Here is a 789-nt window from a genome sequence, read left to right as displayed (position 1 = left end):
AATTTATGGAAAACAAAGTTCGTTTCAAACTTCATAAAGTTAAGAAACATTGGATCACAATCGCTGCCTCAAGTTTGGCTATCGGGGCTTCACTGATTGGCCTTGGACAGGTCGGAGCCGATGAAGTCAAACCAGAAACGACTGCTGTTAACAGTCCTGAAAATGTCGTCTCTGACAGCAATCTTGAGACAAGTGCCAGCCTCATTACAAGAACCGAAGTAGCTCCGGCGAGCACTACTGTTAATAATGTTCCTAGTGAGACAGTCTCAACTGATGCGGCTAGTCAGCCTGCAGAAGCAACTGCTAAACAGCCTGCCAGTGAAACTGATAAGAGGGTTGAATCCGTTCAATCTGGTAAAACAACTACAACCGATAGAAGTGTTGAAACCTCATCCGAAACAAGCGACAACGCAACTACTTCACAGGAAGCACCTTCACAAGGTGGAAAATTTACTTCTGATGACCAAGGCAACTGGTATTACCTAGACAGTGACGGCCACAAACTAACGGGCCCACAAACCATCGATAACTTTAACCTCTACTTCCATGACAATGGGATCCAAGCAAAGGGTGAAAAGATTACCATTGATGGTAAGGATTACTACTACGATAAAGATAATGGGCGTAAGGTAACTGATACAAGCATTGAAGTAGACGGTAAAACCTATCTAGCAGATGCTGATGGCATCCTAACCGAAAAAACACAACTACCTACTCAGGTCGTGACGGGTGGTCATTTCCAATCTGACAACCAAAAAGATTGGTATTACTACACTGCCAACGGTGAAA

1 protein-coding gene is annotated in these 789 nt (G+C 43.9%); it reads left to right on the top strand.

What is annotated here, in order from left to right; translation table 11 throughout:
• Positions 1-5: 5 nt before the first annotated feature.
• A partial coding sequence (locus AX662_RS00515) for a KxYKxGKxW signal peptide domain-containing protein (protein WP_197414651.1) occupies positions 6-789 on the top strand: 784 nt, incomplete at its 3' end.

This window comes from Streptococcus sp. CCH5-D3, assembly GCF_001556435.1.
GTDB lineage: Bacteria > Bacillota > Bacilli > Lactobacillales > Streptococcaceae > Streptococcus.
Note: the sequence above shows the minus strand (reverse complement) of the source record. Positions and strands in the feature narration are given on the sequence as shown.